Source organism: Paenibacillus sp. B-A-8 (assembly GCF_048572915.1).
Lineage (GTDB): Bacteria > Bacillota > Bacilli > Paenibacillales > Paenibacillaceae > Paenibacillus_AQ.
Genome location: NZ_CP183882.1, coordinates 3,718,689 through 3,737,301 on the forward strand (window position 1 = coordinate 3,718,689; position 18,613 = coordinate 3,737,301).

The window sequence follows — 18,613 nt, forward strand, 5'->3', positions numbered from 1 at the left end:
GATTACGTATGCTGCATCAAACAGCAAGCTTTATTTTCCTAATACATTATAGCAGTCACTGTCAAGCTAACGTCTTTCAGCGATTTAATAATCATCCCCAGATACATTATCTACATAAGTACAATATAAAGTGAAGTACATAGAGCGAGGAGTAAATAACATGAATCAGAATGACCGAATTTTGCTCAAATTGCGCAAGGAACCATTGAAGAATGTCAGTTTGTTAAAAATGATAACCTCTTTTCAAGAAGTCATGAAGACGCATCTGGTAGAGCAAGGAGATCAATGGGGCGTTTTATTGCTTCTTCCTGCCTCAGCCTACGCATATGATCATAGAGTATATCCTCAAGCGGATTACATCGTATTTATGGATTACAGCAGCCCAGATGTATTTCCGGCTCTATTTCATCTGCTGCCTTCGCAAGCAAAGTTTGTTTTTAAACTGCAAGATCTGAGGTACAGGGAGGCATTATCTTCACATTTTTCAATGGAGAAAGTCCGAGGGTTCTACTCATATAGTACAACGGAGGGACAAATCTTTCCGAAAGACGAAGAAGTTGTTATCAGTCATGCGGTTGATGACAGATTATTTCCGCTGTGGGCTGCTAATCATTACACTAAAGACGAAATAGACAACTATTTTCAAACTGGTGCTTTTTCCGTGTCAATCTTCCTTGGGAACAATCCAATCAGTACTTGCTTAGCGTTCCGTAATGAAGAGACCATTTGGGAAATCGGTGCAGTACATACTTTAGAATCCGCTCAAAGAAATGGGTACGCGAAAAAGGTGGTCCGAACAGCCCTACAAGAAACATTAGAACGTGGGTTTATTCCACGTTATCATGTGCTTGAAACCAATCATGCGTCCATCCGATTAGCTGAATCCATTGGACTCGTTCCTTGTGTACAGCTTGAACACTGGATTAACTACATCCAATAACTTGCTTGATTGGAGGTGATTTGAATGAGCTACCAACCGAACGAGCAACAAAACTATTTCCCACCGCCGCCCCCACCAACGCCAATGAATGGCAAGTCAATTGCCGGATTCGTGCTAGGTGTCCTCTCCATAATGGTTCCTTATATCGGATTTTTGTTAGGGATTGTAGCAATTATACTTTCTGCCCTCTCCCTAAAGGAAATCCGGATACGGTATGAGCAAGGAAGAGGTTTAGCTATCGCGGGTTTGGTATGTGGTATTGTCGGCACTCTACTTTACGCCATATTAATTTTACTTTTTCTTTTGTTTGTATACGCAGCAGCCAGTTACCCCTCTTACTAATCCACACATTAAAGGATCTCTGTAGCCCACCGATTGGCCGTTGAGATCCTTTTGCTTAACCTATGGATAATTTAGTATGCGCCTTTGTGAAGCTGCTGACGATACTCCGTCGGAGTTAAGAGGAACCGCTTGCGAAACATCTGTGTAAAATGTCGCATGTCCTGATATCCAATACGTTCAGCGATTTCTGCCACCTTAAGCTTCGAGTTCACTAACAGCAGCTTCGCTTGCTCTAATCGTAAGGATGTAACGTACTCCTTATACCCCTGACCCGTTTTCTGTTTGAATAATTGACTGAAGTAGACCGGATTCAAAAATACAACAGACGAAATCTTTTCCAAACTGAGGTCTTCGTAGTAGTGTTCCTTTACATATTGCAATGCGATGTCGATGGCTTTTTCACCGCTTCCTTTTGCAGGCGCTAAATCCAATACTTGCGAATTCGCTGCCTCTCTTAAGCTCGTTACGATCTGTGGGACAGAATTTATATCATAGCTTAGTCCGGAATGAATCATTTGGAAGGGTATCTTTAAATATTGCTTCAAATATGTCCGCCCATCATCGAGAAAAGCTTCTAATCGCGCCTCTTCCCTTAAGGTGATTAAGCCCAGCAAACTTTGTCGGTCGTAGCTGACCACAAACCCGCTCCCGTCCCGTTCTATCAGCTCAGTTAACACATTCTCAACAATAAAATGTTCTATTCGAATGTTTTTATCACCCGCATCCATTTGCAGCAAAATCAAATAGAAATATTGATGATCTTCTATCAATTGACTGATATCTAAATTACCTAGATTAAAGCCAGATGCGAGTCTCTGAAACACACCTTCTCTTAAAAATTTCAGACTTGACCTTAATCGGTCTTCATCTTTAATGAGCTTGCGATCCTGCTCAATTTCTTGCGTTAAGTTACTGATAATCTCAAGTAGCTTGCTTTTGCCGATCGGTTTAAGTAAATAATCTCTCGCCCCAAGACGAACAGCCTCCTGCGCGTAGGCAAACTCACTGTGAGCAGAGATGACTACCCATTTGACATAAGGATACCTCCGCTTAGAAATCCTCATGAACTCCAAACCATTCATACCGGGCATAAGGATATCTGTTAAGACGATATGAATGGAGTGTTCCTCCATAATCTTGACAGCTTCTTCTGTTGATGCTGCAACATGTACACAATAATCTGGATAAATACTTCTTATAGTACGCTTGATCCCTTCGCGGATCACCCGTTCATCATCAGCTATGAGAATGTTCACGACTACGCTCTCCTTCCTGCGGAATAGGCAGCACGATAGCAACCTCGGTTCCCTCTCCAGGTAAACTTCGAATCACAAGCCCATAGGATTCTCCGAACATATGCTGGAGCCGCTGATGTAGATTCTGAAGACCTATCCCCATTTTTCCATTTTCTTTCGTTGATGGCCGATCCAAGGATTCCACTAATGCGTTCAGCTTCTCTGCATCCATACCTTTGCCATTATCCTGAACGACGATGTTCAGTACTCCATCATCTTCAAGTGTTCTCACCTTCAGAATGCCTTGACGGTCGAGTGATTCCAAACCATGTTTTACAGCATTTTCAATGACTGGTTGTACAGTCATCTTGGGAAGGCGGACTTCTAGCCATCGTTCATCTATATTTATATCAATCCGTAGACGACCTTCCAGCCGGATAGAAATAATATTTAGATAGTGCCCGATTTGTTCCAACTCTTCTCGTAGCGTGACTTCTACGTCAACTTCCCAATGACTGCTGTACCGAAACATAGAAGATAACGAGAGCACAAGCTCGCCTAGCTGCTCATTCCCTTCCTCATCCAGCATCCAATAAATCATATCCAGAGTATTGTATAGAAAATGAGGGTTCACTTGAGATTGCAAGGCATGAAGCTCAGCATTCTTCTCACTGACGGAAGAAAGTTTTACCCGCTCGATTAGTTCTTCGATCCGGCGAACCATCCGATTAAACGAAGCAACAAGAATATTAATCTCCTGATAAGATGAAACATTCACCATTCCCCGGAAATTACCGATCTCTACTTGCTTCATCTCTCGAATCACCTTTTTAAGCGGCAAAGAAATCGTTCGTGAAACAATAGAAGCTATCAAAGTAGAGACGAGAATAAGGATTGAAAATACAATGAACAGATACCGTTTCATCTCTACCAATTCTACATTTAGGTCGCGATTAGGAGTGATACTAAGCACCCACCATCCAGAGAAGGAAAGTTTAGAAGCGACAAGCAGACGATTGGCTGTCTGTTCGACCACAACATTCTGGGAGTTCTGCAAAGACGGTAGCTGAGTTAAATCAGGTTCCTGATCTTCGGCAGAGGATACGAATCGCCCATCCTGCGACATTAAGTACACCTGGCTATGCTCACCCAGCTTCACATTATCAAGCGCATCTAGAACAGGCTTCGGATTCGTCTCGTACAGAACAATGCCAATTGGTTTATGTTCATTGAGATCGTAAATCTGACGGCCGAAGGCAAACACAGGACTATCCTCCACTTGATCGATAAGAGAATGTTCATAGACGCCGAGCCAGACCATTTTACCGGAGGAAGCCTGCAGCTGATGGTACCAATCTTCCTTCATATAATCGGGATCAACCACATTCATATAGTTCCCGTAATTATAGATCTTACCTTTATCTGTAATGACATGGATACCAACAAGATCATCCCGAGAATAAAATATAGCGCCGAGAATATTTGTAATCGTCTGTTCATTGATATAGGCTACAGCGGGCTCATTGCTTGTTTCATTTATCAGACGTATTAATTCAAAGTTATTGCTGAGTGATTTAGAGAGACTGTCATACCCCTTGTACAGCAAGCTGAATAGATCCGCCGTCTGAGCGACATTTTTCTGCGACAAATCGCTTATTTTTTCATGAAACTGTACGGTTGTCCGGTTGTAATAGAGTAGACTCACAATTAATAGAATACTAGACATACAAAAAAGAAACAGCAAAAACAATCGATGGTGAATGGAATGAAAGCTATTTCTCAAAAAAGGCTTCCCTCCTCCAACTCATCTGTCCTGCTGCTCCTTCATTATAATTCCATTTATATGTTTTGCAATACAATATTAGCCTTTTACTGCCCCTGCTACCATTCCTTTTGTGATCTGGTTAGATAAGAAGAAATAGATTAAAATGACGGGCAACGCACCCATCACTAGAAATGCACCGATATTCCCATAGTTTACAGAATACTGACTAACGAACGTGTAGACGCCAAAGGGCAAGGTTTTCAATTTCTCGGAGGAAATGAAGGTTGCCGCTAAGATATACTCATTCCAAATGTTAATAAACGTTAGTATACATACTGTCATGACCGGCGGTATAGAGACCGGAAGAATAATCGTGCGGAAGATCCGATATACGCTCGCCCCATCGATAAACGCCGATTCTTCGATTTCATGCGGAATACTCTTCATAAACCCACTTAGGATAAACACCGCTATAGGCGTTGAAAAAGCTACATAAGGCAATATGAGCGACAAATGCGTATTTAGAATATGCATATTTTTGAAAATGATCATCAATGGCAGCAAAGTGGCCTGCATGGGAATCATCATTCCCATTAAGAATATCGTCATGACCAAGTTGCCGTAACGCCAACGAAAGCGGGAGATCGCATAAGCTACCATCGAGCTAAGCAGAATGACGAAGATCATTGTTACACCGGTAACTATAACACTGTTGGATAAATACTTTAGATAACTACCGGCTTTATAAGCTTCGCTATAGTTATGCCACTGAAATATTTTAGGAAACGAGAAAAAACTTCCTCCCAAAATCTCTTCATTGGTCTTTAAGGAATAGAGCATTAGCCATAGAAGAGGATATAGCTGGGTAACGACAGGAATCGCAAAGAGAAGATACACGAGTCCTTTTTTAAAATATAAGAACGTATTAGTTTCACGGAATACATTATTCTTATATTTCTCGCTTAAACGCTTACCGTCCTTGTAAGGACGCTTTGGGCGTTTATGCTTGACATTCCGCATGATCGCGCACTCCTTTGCTAACTGAATTTTTTCTCAAGCTTGTTAAAGATTGTATTAATGCCAGCAGTAAACACAAGACACAGAATAACCAAAAACGAAGCGATCGCACTGCCATATCCATATTTAAAAGATAGGAATGAACTGTTGTACATATGTGTGGAAATCACATCTGTAGCATGAGCTGGTCCACCGGCTGTCATAACCATAACAAGATCAAAAGCCTGCAATGACCCTATAAATGCGAGTACGATAGATATTTTAAAGATTGGAATAATCAGCGGAAAAGTGATATATCGGTCGGCTTTGAATCCGTCTGCCCCATCAATCTTTGCCGCTTCATACAGCTCATCCGGAATATTTTGAACCCCGGTATATTGAATCAGCAAATGGTAGCCGAAATATTGCCAAAGAGATACTGCATAGAGCGCGAACATCGCAATTTTAGGTTCTGTAATCCAATTGTGAGTCCAGCTATCTAGTCCAAGTGAGATCAGAACGCCGTTCAACATCCCTCCCATGGAGACCGGATCATAGATCGTTTTCCAGAGCTGCCCAATGATAACCACTGACAAAATAACCGGCGTAAAGTAAATAGAAACTAAAGTGTTTCCTTTTCTCACATACCGATTTAGAAGAATAGCCATCAGCAAACAAAATGGAATTTCCACCATAGAGGCAACCGCATAGAGCAAGGTCCTCCTTACGGATGGCCAAAACACTGGATCATGAAAAAACATTTCTTTGAAATTAGCAAGTCCAGCAAATGTTTTCGTAGTCGTAATTCCGTCCCATTGCAGCAATCCTGTATAAAAGGATACTAGGATAGGAGCAAACACCAAGCACACATACAAAAGCAGGCAAGGTAACACGAAGACGGCGATTGTGCGCGCTGGAACCTTTAGTACCTTCATTATTTCCGCCCCCTAGAATGTAAACACGATGCGAAGAAGCGTTTAAGCACCCTCGCATCGCGTTTTCAAAACCTTCTTATTTATTAGCTTCAAATGCGGTTTGATGTTCTTTAGCTACTTGAGCGGAATCCACTTTTTGAACAAAAAGATTTTGGATACTGCTGAGGTGGACTTGTGCAGTAGCTGGGTTCATGGTGTTGTCAAAGGCCAAGTCGCCACCTTTAACCTGATTGAACAATCCTGAAATGTTGATCGCCAGATCCGAATATCCTGCACCTTTCAGGTCTCCATCCACTTTTTGACCAATCCCTACAGCATTTTTAAGTTCAAATTGTTTTTTAGGAAGATTCAGAGTGAAGAAATTCAAGAAATCTTTCGTTTCTTGTAAATGCTCACTGTTCGCAGAAATCGCAAAGGCGCTACCTGGTGCGAGCATGAATTCATTTGGATCCCCTTTACCATTGACGCTTGGGAATTGGAAAGCTCCTGCTTTTCCAGCCACTGAGGAAGCATCGATTGCGCCTGTTTCCCATGAACCGATAACCCACATCGCAGCTTTACCGGATTTGAAGATATTACCGCCTGCATTAGCATCAATGGAAGTTGCTCCATCAGGGAATGCACCTGCTTGCACGAGGTCTTGGAACCGGTCTACAGCTTCTACGAAAGCAGGATCTTCAAATGTTTTTTTGCCATCCAGCACATCTTGAAGGAAACCAGGTCCTCCATTAGTGCGAAGCAGGATATTCATGAACAAGAATGAACCCGTCCAGGAATCTTTTTCACCGATCGCGATTGGCGTAATGCCCTTTGCTTTCAAGGTTTTTACATCTTGGAGTAATTCATCAAATGTTTTAGGAGTGTCTTTGATTCCCGCTTGCTCGAAAAGTTCTTTATTATAGTAGACTACCTCGATGTTATTACCATCTGGCAGTGCATACACATTTCCGTCAAAGCTGTAGTAATCAAGCAGACCGGATTGATAGGTGTCTTTCAGACCATTTTGATCCAGCATGTCATTCAGGGGAGCGAACAGCTTAGCATCAACGAAAGGTTTCATTTGTGCAGCCGGGTTAACAATCGTAATATCAGGAATTTCTTTGGAAGCGGCTTGTGTTTTCAATTTGACCTTTTGCTGGTCCGTATTTAAAGTATCCAGTTCGATGTGAATATTAGGATTCTCTTTTTCATATTGATCAACTAATTCATGAAGCATCTTATAAGAAGGTGTAGCTGGATCCGGGTAAATATTTTGAAATGTAATCGTAACCTTCTTACCGCTATCGGTTTTTGTAGTTCCGGCATCTGGAGCTTTCGTAGCTGTATTCCCTTTCGACTCTGTAGCGCCTTTACTCTCGTTGTTGTTTGAATTTCCACACGCTGCCATACTTAAAACCAAAGCTGCTGATAACGCAATTGTTGAAGTTGCCTTCATTTTTTTGCTGACCATTGTTTGACGCCCCCTGTTTTCGTTATAGGCTAATTATTGTACTGTTAAGCGCTTTCAACAAGGTGTCAAATTTAAGATAAATGGTTTGTTTTTTCTAGAAAAATACAATATATGTCCGAACATAACGAAACACCCGCTAATGCGGGCGCTTCGATTAAACCTATTTTCGATATTCGTTCAATCAGAGGTTGAACCAAAATCAGTAATCTTAAGCTTAAGATCAAAGGTCAATGGAATACGAGTAAATTCCTCGTCCCAATGATCCTTCATCTGTTTCCAGACAAGCGGTTTTTCAATGCTGAACCAATCTCCGAATCCTGCTACATCCACTTTGTAAGTAGATTGCATTTTGCGGATAAGTGCATGGATATGTTGGGTTAATTTCTCTTCGAATATCTTTTCTAGCTCTTTGAGGTAAACAACATTCGAGGAATGCTCATCCACATCCCAATTCTCAATTAGTCGTCCAGTGGACTCAATCGCAACATGAAATGATATTTTCTTATCATCGGTCTCATTCAGCGTAATCTTGCTCTTAACGGATTTAATCTCATAAGTAATCGAGTCATTCGACTGATCATATGCTTTGATGCTCCCGCCGTTTATATCCCCTTTGATCCAGGCAATACTCTCCACATCATGCTGGTCAAGGTTACCGATCCAACGACCTGTATCTCCCTTGATAATACCGGCTCCAGAAAATTCGATCTCCCCTTGTGCCGCCACAACGTTCTGCAACACAAAGCTTTGCTTGGAGTACATCAGCGCATCTAGATTCGATAACGTTATCCCCTTCATAACTTTACTGGTTCTAAAGTTGTTACGAACCATCTCGGCCAGTCGAAAGGAAGGAATCTCCTCCTCGGTTGTCATAAGCGTATCGGACGCACGCCCTTGGCTAAGAAATATGAGACAGCTGGGGCGGATATCGTTATCTCGCAGTACAAAGTCCATTAACCGTCTGATCTTCTCCTGCTGTACTAGCTCCTCTGATATAACTATAACCTTGAGATGATGGCCTATAATCGGGCGGTTCTTACGAATAGAGAACTGACGAAATACTTCAAGCAGAGAATCCCCTGTTTCTGAAATATTGTTATAATGGGTTTTGGATGTTTCGCCATCTTTAACGGAGTTTCCGATTGTTCTTTCAGGCACAATTTGTACGGTTGCCGTAACTTTATTATGCTTTTGGTAGCCTCCTCCATGTTCCTCGAATTCCTGTTCGAGCGCCTCAGGTTCCCCCTTGTCAAGCGCCAATCCTGTATAAACACTCAGATCTTCAATCTCTTTACTGCTCCAACAACCAGGCTGTGTAAGCAGAATCACGAATATTAATAGTAAGTGTATAACCCTCTGTCTAAACATTCTGCTTGAGTCCTTTCTTCCTGATCAGTAATACAATCGACAATAATAGTGGCAACAATATAAAAATAAGCACACCCATATAGCCTATCGAATCACCAAGACTGAAGACATCATTGATACGTTGTGGGATCATCGTGCAGATGAAGATTACGGGCATTAAGGCGAACATTACCGGATGGATCTTTAAATTGAACACTTGTGAGATTCCAAGTGACGCATTAAAGAAAAAACTGCAAAAATTGCAGAACATCTGCATCAGCCATATGACTAGCAACGGAAATTCAAATCGTTCAAAAAAGAAACCTGAGATTTCAAAACTCCGTACCAAATCTATCGTAGGCCAGGTACTGGTGATTACGGAATTGATGGACAGACCTCCAATAACCATCACAACAGTAACCAAATACAGTACCAGCGGGATGCAGAGACCGACCATCATCCCTTTGACCGCTTCCTGCGGATGCTCCATAAAGGCAGTCATTGTCATCACAACCTCACATCCCGTAAAGATCAGAATACTCGACTTCATCCCCCGGACGGCCGGCAGAAGGCCTTCACTCATAAAAGGACGCAGATGATGGATATCAAATATTCTGGTGCTTAAGATAAAACAAATGATCAGGATAAAGATACTGATCGGAAACACAATTTGAAACACACGGGCTATAGAATTAATCCCACCATACACTAAATAAGTGCCAACCCAGATGAATGGCATCACTATCGCCCAGATTGGAGTGCCTTCCAAAAGAAAGAACAGCGTTACTTCCGCCAGTACACGGATTTCGAAGCCTGCAATGACTATAAAGTACAGAATTAACAGTGAACTCAGCACACTGCCAGGAAGCTTTCCAACAATTTTCTTGGAATACTGAAAAACAGTTTTTCCTGGGAATTGCTGACTAAGCTTCACCATAACCATAATTACCATAAACACGACGACACCACCCAGCGCCACAGAAATCCAGGCATCGGGTGTCTGCACGGCCTTAACAACACTTCTTGGCAAGGTCAGAATTCCGGCACCCAGCATCGAATTGGTCAATACTATGGCAGCCTGTGAGGTTGTGATCTTGTCATCCGTCCGTTTGAACACTGTGGTCTCCCCCTCTGCTCCTGATAAGAATACATTCTCTAGGATCTGCGCTTTTTCTTTTGGGTCTTCAGCATCTCTGGTCTTCGCTTCATGATGGATAACGGCGCACGGACGAATAAATCCTTCCAGTCACTTCCCCGGAAAGGCGAGATAGGGGTGATGTAAGGAACCCCGAAGCTTGAAAGTCGAGTCAGATGACTGCAAATCAGCAGAAAAAACAGGATGGTTCCGAACATGCCCAGGACCGCCGCAAATAACATGCCTGCGAATCGTAAGATCCGGAGGGTAATGCCGGCACTGTACATCGGTATGGAAAACGAAGAGATCGCTGTCACGGCTACGACAATTACTAGAAAGGGACTTACAATACCGGCCTGTACCGCGGCATCTCCAATGATCAGACCTCCGACAATTCCCATTGCCGGACCTATGGGCTTCGGCAGACGAATTCCAGCTTCACGTAAGATTTCAATAGAAATCTCCAGAATCAACACTTCAATTAAAGCAGGAAAGGGTACACCTTGGCGTGTTTCAATAATGGAAATCGCCAGTTGTGTAGGAATTAGCCCCGGATGAAAGGAGATAAAAGAAATATACAGCGCCGGGGCTAACAGAGCCAGAAATGATGCGCAAAACCGTAGCACCCGTAATAGTGTTCCTGGAAACCAGCGCTCATAGTAATCCTCAGGAGACTGCAAAAGCATACTGAACGTCACCGGAACAATAAGTGCAAACGGTGTGCCATCAAGCAAAATGGCAACTCTTCCTTCTAATAAGGAGGCAATCACACGATCGGGTCTTTCCGTGTTCTGTGTTTGCTGAAACGGACTTAAATAATCATCCTCGATCAACTGCTCTACATAGCCAGATTCCAGAATGAAATCCATATCAATTTTGGAGATGCGGTCCTTCACTTCCTGTAGCAGATCAGGATTTACAATGTTTTTCATATAAGCAATAATCAGATCCTTCTTGATTTCGCTACCTACTTCAACCCTTTTCATTTCCAGATTCTTATTGAGCCCTTGTCGCCGCAGCATAGAGGTATTCTCACTGAGCACTTCAGTAAAGCCAATCCGTGGTCCTCGCAGTAAAGCCTCCGAAGTCGGCTCATTAATCGAGCGCACAGCCCCATGTGGAAAGCCAACTAGAAGCATCTCTCGCATACCTTCAACAATCAGTGCGGTATATCCAAACAGGACAGACTCCTGTAGATGGTCCAAATCTCTGGCATCACTAAGCTGAGCTAGCGGGAGCATATTCTGTTTCATGAAGGTGTATATTCCTTCTGAAGCCTGCATTTCACCGGCAAACATCAGATTTTGCAACACCTGTTGATTGATTAGTTCTTCATCCTGCATACCCTCCACATAGACCAATGCGGCACGTGCCTGAATACCTTTGACTGTAAATTCACGGAAATGCACATCACTGTTTCCCTCCAATGCCGTTCTTATCACCGCAAGGTCGGCATCGTAATTTTGGGTAAACACTGTAGTCTTAGGCTGCTGTTGATTTGCTTCCCCGTTGTCTGTCTTCTTTAGCTCCGCATCCTTAGAGTTAGCCCCTGATTCCTTGGAGCGTCCACTTCCAACATAGAAATACAAATGCTTGTAAAGATAATAAATCCCTATGGGAAAGAGCAGCGTGATCGCCGCCTGAATGAAAATTGTCCAATCCGGAATATAAGAGACTATTTTAGACCACATCGTTATCATCCTTTAATAGGAATCTTTTTGGTACTATTCTCCGTTCGCTAAATTTTTATACAACTTTTGGAATAGCAGGAAAGTCTATATCGATGCGAAGGGTAAATATCCCTGAGGGTCTGAACATAAAGAGACGCCCACATAAGTGGGCGTCTCAATTAAAATGCTTTACTATATTTACTGTGGTTGCCGCCAGTGTTTTAGCACTTCAAGCAGCCCAGGAACATCTAGTCCATCCAAGGAAAAAGCCTTGCGAAGCAATTCATGTGGGATGAACTCATCATACTTTCCAAGGTAGGGTGCTTCATCTGGAGATAACAATGATAAAGGATCTGAGGCAGCCATACTTTCAGCAATGATTTCCGCTTCCAGCGTTTCTGCATCTGTTTTGCCTGCAACCACCATATAATAAGGTTCCATCGGCACGATAGATCGAAGTCCCTGTGAGCTCTTCAAATTATTCTTGAGAAGGCGCTCCAGTGTGCGGAACTGCCGACTACCCGCCCATGGCAGAATAAACATCGAATCTCCTCCTGCGGGCATAACGGAGCGTTCAAGCAATCCACTCTCCTTCGCTAAACGGCGGGCTCGTTCAAGACGCGCAGCCGCACTCGGAGCTAAATACGGATATAACGCAGTAGCCCCTAAGACTTCGCGGATTTTGGTCATGATACGTGTATGTACATCTCCACCCGCTCCAAGCCACAGCGTATCCACCTTACCGCGTGAAGTTTTTACATAAACAGCTTTATGGCGATTATCGACCTCTTCTACCTTCCAAAGCTTCCCTGCCAGAGTAAAACAATAACCTGGCGGTGGTACCGTTGTAATAGATCCAATCTCCTCTGTTCCGTTATAGACAACATGCTCCTCATCGTCTTTGAATACTGCGTAGAAGCGGAAATTGTTCACTATCTTTTCTCCCGCCATCCCAATAATCAAGCTGCCTTCATCCATCTTCTCGATTTGCCCCATGCCCAGCATATAAGTCATGAAGATGTCGTAATCCGCGGGATCAATACTATTGAAGGAAGGCAAGCTCAGTACAGCCTCCTTTAAATCCTCCGGCTCCGCCTCCCCCATACTCTTCAATATGCTCATCGTCTGATGGTATAACAGCCCAACTGGCAGCTGGCGCACCACCAGTGGTTCAACCCACTTCTCGCGCACATATAGCTCTATAACCGCTATCGCTCGAAGCAGCGTCCAAGGCATCCGTGCCGGAAGCTGCGCTTCCTCATCCTCTTCCTCGGGCGTGACAAAGATCATCTCGGATGCGGCGTCACCGCGCCTGCCCGAGCGGCCGAGTCGCTGCACAAAGCTTGCGCAGCTATAGGGAGCGCCGACCTGGAGCACCCGCTCCAGCTCGCCTAGATCAATGCCCAGCTCCAGCGTCAATGTCGCTGCCGCGACTGCAGGTCCGGAGCCTTGCCGCAGCGCGGCTTCCGTCTCTTCTCGGAGCATTGCGGAGATGCTGCCATGGTGAACGTGAAAAACATCCCGTTCCCCACGCTTCGCGGCCGTTCTCCGCAGCTCAAGGGTCGCCGTCTCCGCATCCGAGCGGCTATTCGTGAAGATCAACGCTTTCTTAAGATGCGTATGATCGTAAATGAAATCGTAGTAAGACTGCTTCGCGCGTTCTAAATGCTCTGCCTGCACTTCATCCCGTGCATCCGGGAAAGAGAAATGCTCCACACTTAAACGGAGCTTACGCCCGCCTTGTGGAGCGGACACCTCTACGCTCTCCCGCGTCCCTGCCGCCAGCCACTCCGTCACCGAAGCATAGTCGCTAAGCGTAGCCGATAGACCGACTCTGCGCGGATGACATCCCGCCATTCGTGAGATTCTCGCCAGCTGACTCAGAACCTGAATCCCCCGATCAGCACCCATAAATGCATGCACCTCGTCAATGACAATATAACGGAGATCATGGAACAGCGCTGGGATAGCATTCGGACGGTTCATCAATAGTCCTTCAAGCGATTCAGGGGTAATCTGTAGCACGCCGGAAGGATTCTGCACCAGCTTCGTCTTATCGGCTTGCGGAACATCCCCATGCCAGTGCCATACCGGAATATTGCCTTCACGGAGCAAATCGTTCAGCCGTGTAAATTGATCGTTAATCAATGCTTTCAAGGGAGCAATATATAGAATACCGACCGAACCGGAAGGACGTTCATATAACTCAGTAAGCGCTGGAAAAAAAGCCGCCTCAGTCTTACCTGAAGCAGTACCCGAAGCAATCAGTAAGTGATGCGGCGTATCAAACAGCACTCGGCAGGCATCCACCTGCGCCTCACGTAACGTCTCCCAGCGATTCTTATAAATAAACTCTTTAATGAAGGGAGCCAGCCGATAAAACGGATTATCACTCATAATTCAAACTCCGCGAGGAATCCATCTAACTCATTTTGCTCAGTATCAGCAGGTTTAGAGGTTCGTTCGCCCACTAGCTTCTCGAATGAAATCTCCGGATGCTGGTGCAAAGTGTGAAGTAGATCCATGAAATCACGAACCACTTCACGCGGAGTCAGGAGCTCGTCTGCCCCTAATCTGCCCACAGCTTCTTCCATAAAATGAACCAATTGTTCCTGTGTTAACTGTGCTTCATAACCATAATGCAGCGCATGAATATCTCTAAGCTTTTGCAAAAGGATTAGGATTTCTTCGTGTGAGAGCATGTCCAGTGCAATAATAGGTCCAGTGAAATTATTCAGACCTGCTGCACCGTATCTTCCTGCAACTAATCTAGAACGCAGCGCTTCATAACTAAATAATCCACGCCGTCCATCCTCCACAAACTGCGGAGTCCCTCCTATAAAAATCCCTAGGCTTTCTGCCTTGCCCTGCATCGTATCGTTGAACATCGTAAGCAGCTTCTCATAATTACTCTGACGTGAGATGCTATTCGTGATTTTGTAGAGATTGACGCCTTCGTCTATAAACAGCAACAGTCCCTTATAACCAATAGCAGAAGTGAATTCTGCCCACAGCTTCATATAATCATACCAATTATCATCATCAATGATTACGCCAACACCGAGCGCTTTTCGTGCTTCTGTCCGTGTGGCGAATTCACCTCGCAGCCAGCGCAGGGAATCCTGCTTCAAATCGTCGTCAGCGAGCTTATGTGCATTCCAATAAGAAGCCAGCACTTTGGCAAAATCAAATCCATGCACCAAACCGCGCATTTCGGAGGCTACAGCATAGATTCGTTTCTCTACCTCGTCTCCAAGCTGGGGGTGATCAGGGCCATATTCATTCTCTTGTATCACAGACTGCTGAAGCGAAATGATCCATTTTTGCAAAATAATCTCCAGAGCACCTCCATCTGGACGCGTCCGGGTAGACAAATGACTCATCAGCTCTCGATATGTAGCAAGACCTTGTCCTTTTGTTCCCACCAATCTTCTTTCAGGGGATAGATCCGCATCGGCTACTACAAAATCCCGATCCATCGCATAATTACGGATCATCTGCAAAAGAAAGCTTTTACCGCTACCGAATTTGCCTGTAATCAGTTTAAAGGCCGCTCCACCCTCCGCGATATTGTCCATATCTCTCAAGATTGCTTCAATCTCTGGCCGACGACCAACGGCTATATGTTCTAGTCCGATACGTGGAACCACACCGGCTGTCAGTGAATTAACTAGCGCTGTCGTCATACGTTTAGGAATTTTCAAAACGTCCATCTAAAGTTCACCCCATTAAATATTAAGCAGATAAATTTTATATTCCTCTGCAATTTCTTCAACATCTATGATCAAATCACCTAGAATGTCCATTGCGATGTCATTGATCTCATCAATCAAGAGCTCTGACATTGTGCCGTTTACAGCCGCTAGCTTCTGTATGGTTTGTGTTCCATCCTCGTTTATAAGCGCAAGGAGCGCTTCATGCTGGAGTGGACTTAAAGCCTTAGCGAACTGCTCCCACTCCGTATCTACGTTTGCAGATTGAATTTCTTCTATCGTTAATTCAGGCTCAAGAGACTGGAGCGGTACAATGATTTCATCCTCAATATCTTCAAATTCTTCTTTTTGTACTACTTCTTCAAGCTCGGATTCCTCATTAGTAATCTCAAAACCGCTATCCTCAAGTTCCTCCAGCTCATTCATTTCCTCAACCGTAAGCATGGTTCGTACAATCTCGGAATCACTTTGCAGTCTTTCAAGCTTCTCACGGTCAATGACTACTGCTGGACCCTTATCCTCCAGTTTCTCTTTCTCAAACTCCCGCTTCAGGAAACGAGTGATTAGGTCATCCATATCCGCATCCACGTTAACCCCTTTGAGCCGACCTCGATATCCCATCAGTTCACGTAATTTATTCTCAGTCAATCGAAATAGCCTTGTAATCAAACTTCGAAGTGGTGCAGATTTACTAATACGCACAACCGGTATAAGTACAGAATAGCCATATAACGAAATATCATATACGGCGCTACGGAATAAATAACGCTCCCGCATCACTGAGGGACCAGGCGGGAACATTTCAACCAGATTCGAGCCATGTTTCCGCGTAACATAAGCGTTGATTAATGCCACTACCTGCGGAATATATCGTTCGAGGGCTTCTTTACCTTCCCCCATATAAAACTTCGATTTACTAATATCGTAGTCCGACATTGCTGTTAATACCGTAAAGGTTAGCTGCTCAGGAGCTACAGTAAGACATCTCTCTAACTCTAGCTCTGCCAGATCACCGGCAAGACCGCGTGAACGAGCAACGATTAAAGATAGAGGCACATCCAAATGATGAACAAACGAGTAGTCCGCAATCCAACCGCCCAAATATTGATCTAGACGTTTATAATTTTCTCGATAAGCTTCCCAGATTTGACTGAGCTGCTTATAGCCATCATAAGGATCTTTCCAACCTACACCATTAATAAGCTCATACACATGAAGAAATATATATGAAAGATCCGTTTTTGGATATCTACCCTGTCTAACTTCGTTACGCCAATAAAAATACCATCTACTTTGTGTGCCTGTCATATGACCATACGTGGGCCAGTAACTCTTAAATGGAACATATAGTGCCGAATCCTCGGTTCTATGTTCCAATTCCTTCGCTCTTGTTACAAACTGACCTTCGGTTGTTGTCACAGGCTCCGGGGTGTCAGTCTCTAGATCCCAAAGCTGTAACTGCAGAGAAGGCTCAGAAGATGTTTTGGGCTTCTCTTTATTTGCAGAAGATCTCTTAGGCAGCGCTGATTCTGATGAATTTCGCGGGGGTATCGGAACATTTTGTTCCGTACTTTCCCAGACTAGTTCCGTAAAATGAGGCTGCTTCCTATCCTTATTCATGTTCGATCGCTCCGTTCTTAATAAAAGAAGGACTAACGTAAAGTGTTTCCACTATATATAACTTCCGATATGTTAAAAAAAACGGCCCTGTTCACAACTGTGAAGGAACCGTTTTGTTCTTATTAAATATTAGCATTGTTGATAGATTAACATCAAGTATGTAATGAAGAATTATCATCTACAGAAGCTCCGTTCCCTTTGTCTCTTTTCCTAGGAAGAGCACTGCTAATGCACCGATAATAATCGTTACAAAAAACAACATGAAGATCGAGCCAATAGCTATAGATTTACCTACCAGCACCCCTACTAGTAAAGGTGCGATGATACCACCAATCCGGCCAAAGGAAGTTGCTAAACCAGCCCCTGTCGAACGAATAGCTGTTGGGTACAACTCTGGTGTATAAGCGTACATGCCGCCCCATGCTCCGAGATTAAAGAACGATAAGCAAATTCCCGCAGCCATTAGCATACCTTCTGTAGTTGCATTACCAAACCATGCAGCACTGACAGCAGTGAACAGCATATAAATGACTAAGACAAACTTACGGCCGAACTTTTCGATGAAATAAGCGGCAGTAAAGTAACCAGGCAGCTGTGCGAGTGTCATGATAAGCACGTATTCAAAGCTTTTAACCAAGCTAAAGCCTTTAAGAACCATAACTGTAGGTAACCACAGAAACATGCCATAATACGAAAACACCACGGTAAACCATAAAATCCACAGCATAATAGTAGAACGACGATACTCTGGTGACCATACCGTTGCGATACGTTTTTTCAAGGACACAGGCGCTTTCTTAATCTCTGCAAACTTCGGTGAATCGTCTATTGCTCGTCTTAAATATAGCGCATACAGAGCGGGAACAGCACCAATACCGAATGCTACACGCCAGCCATAATCAGGAATGACGAAGAATGCAATTAATGCAGAAGCGATCCATCCAACCGCCCAAAAGCTCTCCAGCAGCACAACCGCACGGCCTCTCTCACGGGCAGGCATACTTTCAGACACTAATGTTGAGGCGACAGGCAGCTCCCCGCCAAGTCCAAACCCAGCGATAAACCTGAGTACACAGAGTATTCCGAAGCCTGTAGCAAAAGCCGACAATCCACTTGCGGCCGAGAAAATCAGGAGTGTCCACAGTAGTATCGGTTTACGTCCAAAGCGATCTGCTAATATTCCTGCCGCTGCGGCACCTACAGCCATGCCCACGGAGTTAATACTTGTCAATATACCGATCTGCTCCGGTCCCAGACTCCAATCCTTGGCTAAAGCCGCGACAACAAAAGAAATCATCCCAACGTCCATCGCGTCGAACATCCAGCTTAAGCCTGCGCTGAAGAGCAGTTTCCTTTGTTTTGGATTCCGCAGCAGTGTCATTTGATTCACTTCCAAACCCCCTTATATCCAACATCTCTCTAATAAAACTACTTTTGATTGTTTCACTTATACATTTTAAAATTG

Annotated in this window: 14 protein-coding genes; 2 read left to right on the forward strand and 12 right to left on the reverse strand. The window is 44.0% G+C overall.

The genetic code is table 11. The annotated features are described in order from the left end of the window. The first annotated feature begins 160 nt into the window (after window positions 1-160). A complete protein-coding gene (locus ACN6MV_RS16575) occupies window positions 161-940 on the forward strand; it encodes a GNAT family N-acetyltransferase (RefSeq protein ID WP_341113094.1) in 780 nt (259 codons plus the stop codon). A gap of 24 nt (window positions 941-964) precedes the next feature. Further along, on the forward strand, window positions 965-1,282 hold the full coding sequence (locus ACN6MV_RS16580) for a DUF4190 domain-containing protein (RefSeq protein ID WP_341113095.1): 318 nt from the start codon (window positions 965-967) through the stop codon (window positions 1,280-1,282). 71 nt (window positions 1,283-1,353) lie between these two features. On the opposite strand, the gene ACN6MV_RS16585 is transcribed toward ACN6MV_RS16580, so the two are convergent. From ACN6MV_RS16585 to ACN6MV_RS16640, 12 genes are all read right to left on the reverse strand, one after another. Next, the gene (locus tag ACN6MV_RS16585; protein ID WP_341113097.1) at window positions 1,354-2,538 is read right to left on the reverse strand and encodes a response regulator; all 1,185 of its coding nucleotides are present in this window, start codon (window positions 2,536-2,538) and stop codon (window positions 1,354-1,356) included. Beyond that, window positions 2,519-4,300 carry a sensor histidine kinase gene (locus ACN6MV_RS16590; protein WP_341113099.1) on the reverse strand — a complete coding sequence of 594 codons (1,782 nt, stop codon included), beginning with the start codon at window positions 4,298-4,300 and terminating at the stop codon, window positions 2,519-2,521. The genes ACN6MV_RS16585 and ACN6MV_RS16590 overlap by 20 nt, the downstream gene beginning before the upstream one ends. Before the next feature lie 78 nt (window positions 4,301-4,378). Further along, window positions 4,379-5,302: a carbohydrate ABC transporter permease gene (locus ACN6MV_RS16595; RefSeq protein ID WP_231573787.1), complete on the reverse strand. Its 924-nt coding sequence runs from the start codon at window positions 5,300-5,302 to the stop codon at window positions 4,379-4,381. A gap of 17 nt (window positions 5,303-5,319) precedes the next feature. Then, window positions 5,320-6,213 (reverse strand): sugar ABC transporter permease, encoded by an 894-nt coding sequence (locus ACN6MV_RS16600; RefSeq protein WP_313637254.1) that lies wholly within the window; start codon window positions 6,211-6,213, stop codon window positions 5,320-5,322. Window positions 6,214-6,289: 76 nt separating this feature from the next. After that, entirely contained in the window at window positions 6,290-7,663 is a 1,374-nt protein-coding gene (locus tag ACN6MV_RS16605; protein WP_042128092.1) for an extracellular solute-binding protein, read from the reverse strand. A 177-nt stretch (window positions 7,664-7,840) separates the two neighbouring features. Beyond that, entirely contained in the window at window positions 7,841-9,031 is a 1,191-nt protein-coding gene (locus tag ACN6MV_RS16610; RefSeq protein ID WP_042128094.1) for a Ger(x)C family spore germination protein, read from the reverse strand. Then, window positions 9,024-10,127 (reverse strand): GerAB/ArcD/ProY family transporter, encoded by a 1,104-nt coding sequence (locus tag ACN6MV_RS16615; protein WP_419884431.1) that lies wholly within the window; start codon window positions 10,125-10,127, stop codon window positions 9,024-9,026. The genes ACN6MV_RS16610 and ACN6MV_RS16615 overlap by 8 nt, the downstream gene beginning before the upstream one ends. A 38-nt stretch (window positions 10,128-10,165) precedes the next feature. Next, complete coding sequence (locus ACN6MV_RS16620; protein WP_419884433.1) at window positions 10,166-11,836, reverse strand: spore germination protein; 1,671 nt, start codon at window positions 11,834-11,836, stop codon at window positions 10,166-10,168. Between the two features lie 177 nt (window positions 11,837-12,013). Then, entirely contained in the window at window positions 12,014-14,212 is a 2,199-nt protein-coding gene (locus ACN6MV_RS16625; RefSeq protein WP_419884434.1) for a DEAD/DEAH box helicase, read from the reverse strand. Next, the gene (locus ACN6MV_RS16630) at window positions 14,209-15,528 is read right to left on the reverse strand and encodes an ATP-binding protein (protein ID WP_419884436.1); all 1,320 of its coding nucleotides are present in this window, start codon (window positions 15,526-15,528) and stop codon (window positions 14,209-14,211) included. The genes ACN6MV_RS16625 and ACN6MV_RS16630 overlap by 4 nt, the downstream gene beginning before the upstream one ends. A 15-nt stretch (window positions 15,529-15,543) precedes the next feature. Further along, on the reverse strand, window positions 15,544-17,148 hold the full coding sequence (locus ACN6MV_RS16635; protein ID WP_042128104.1) for a TerB N-terminal domain-containing protein: 1,605 nt from the start codon (window positions 17,146-17,148) through the stop codon (window positions 15,544-15,546). A gap of 178 nt (window positions 17,149-17,326) precedes the next feature. Beyond that, a complete protein-coding gene (locus ACN6MV_RS16640; protein ID WP_042132220.1) occupies window positions 17,327-18,529 on the reverse strand; it encodes an MFS transporter in 1,203 nt (400 codons plus the stop codon). Window positions 18,530-18,613 lie beyond the last annotated feature (84 nt).

What these genes read in the sequence shown, in the direction of transcription:
- ACN6MV_RS16575 (WP_341113094.1), top strand. Translation starts at nt 161, where the DNA reads ATGAATCAGAATGACCGAATTTTGCTCAAATTGCGCAAGGAACCATTG.
- ACN6MV_RS16580 (WP_341113095.1), top strand. Translation starts at nt 965, where the DNA reads ATGAGCTACCAACCGAACGAGCAACAAAACTATTTCCCACCGCCGCCC.
- ACN6MV_RS16595 (WP_231573787.1), bottom strand. Translation starts at nt 5,302, where the DNA reads ATGCGGAATGTCAAGCATAAACGCCCAAAGCGTCCTTACAAGGACGGT.
- ACN6MV_RS16600 (WP_313637254.1), bottom strand. Translation starts at nt 6,213, where the DNA reads ATGAAGGTACTAAAGGTTCCAGCGCGCACAATCGCCGTCTTCGTGTTA.
- ACN6MV_RS16605 (WP_042128092.1), bottom strand. Translation starts at nt 7,663, where the DNA reads ATGGTCAGCAAAAAAATGAAGGCAACTTCAACAATTGCGTTATCAGCA.
- ACN6MV_RS16610 (WP_042128094.1), bottom strand. Translation starts at nt 9,031, where the DNA reads ATGTTTAGACAGAGGGTTATACACTTACTATTAATATTCGTGATTCTG.
- ACN6MV_RS16620 (WP_419884433.1), bottom strand. Translation starts at nt 11,836, where the DNA reads ATGTGGTCTAAAATAGTCTCTTATATTCCGGATTGGACAATTTTCATT.
- ACN6MV_RS16625 (WP_419884434.1), bottom strand. Translation starts at nt 14,212, where the DNA reads ATGAGTGATAATCCGTTTTATCGGCTGGCTCCCTTCATTAAAGAGTTT.
- ACN6MV_RS16630 (WP_419884436.1), bottom strand. Translation starts at nt 15,528, where the DNA reads ATGGACGTTTTGAAAATTCCTAAACGTATGACGACAGCGCTAGTTAAT.
- ACN6MV_RS16635 (WP_042128104.1), bottom strand. Translation starts at nt 17,148, where the DNA reads ATGAATAAGGATAGGAAGCAGCCTCATTTTACGGAACTAGTCTGGGAA.
- ACN6MV_RS16640 (WP_042132220.1), bottom strand. Translation starts at nt 18,529, where the DNA reads ATGACACTGCTGCGGAATCCAAAACAAAGGAAACTGCTCTTCAGCGCA.